At 77.3% G+C, this 330-nt stretch carries 1 protein-coding gene; it reads right to left on the reverse strand.

What is annotated here, in order from left to right; all coding sequences use genetic code 11:
- Positions 1 to 330 (reverse strand): Lhr family helicase (locus tag DZG00_RS16675; RefSeq protein WP_233550192.1); only part of this gene is annotated, 330 nt, incomplete at both ends.

Genomic DNA, 330 nt, shown 5'->3' on the forward strand with positions numbered 1-330 from the left:
CGGACTCCGCGACGGCCGCCACGGCGTCCTCGGCCGGATCCCCGGGACCGCTGTCCGCGCCGCCGGCGTCGGATCCGGCGCCCTGCCCGTCGAGCCGCGGCCACGGCAGCGCGGCGCCGTACGCGTTGGCCGGATCCGTGGCCGCGAGCGTCAGCGCGTTCAACGCCCGCTCGCCCGCGTCGGGATCCCGCGTGAACCCGCGCAGCCGGTCCACCGTGCCGCCGGTGCTGAACTGCGCGGCTCCGAGCGTCTCGATGAAGTACCCGCGGCGGGCGCGACCGGTGTCCTCGAACCCCGCGAGCACCTTGTAGGTGAGCGCGAAGCCGCCGG

The organism is Clavibacter lycopersici, assembly GCF_003576405.1.
GTDB classification, from domain to species: domain Bacteria; phylum Actinomycetota; class Actinomycetes; order Actinomycetales; family Microbacteriaceae; genus Clavibacter; species Clavibacter lycopersici.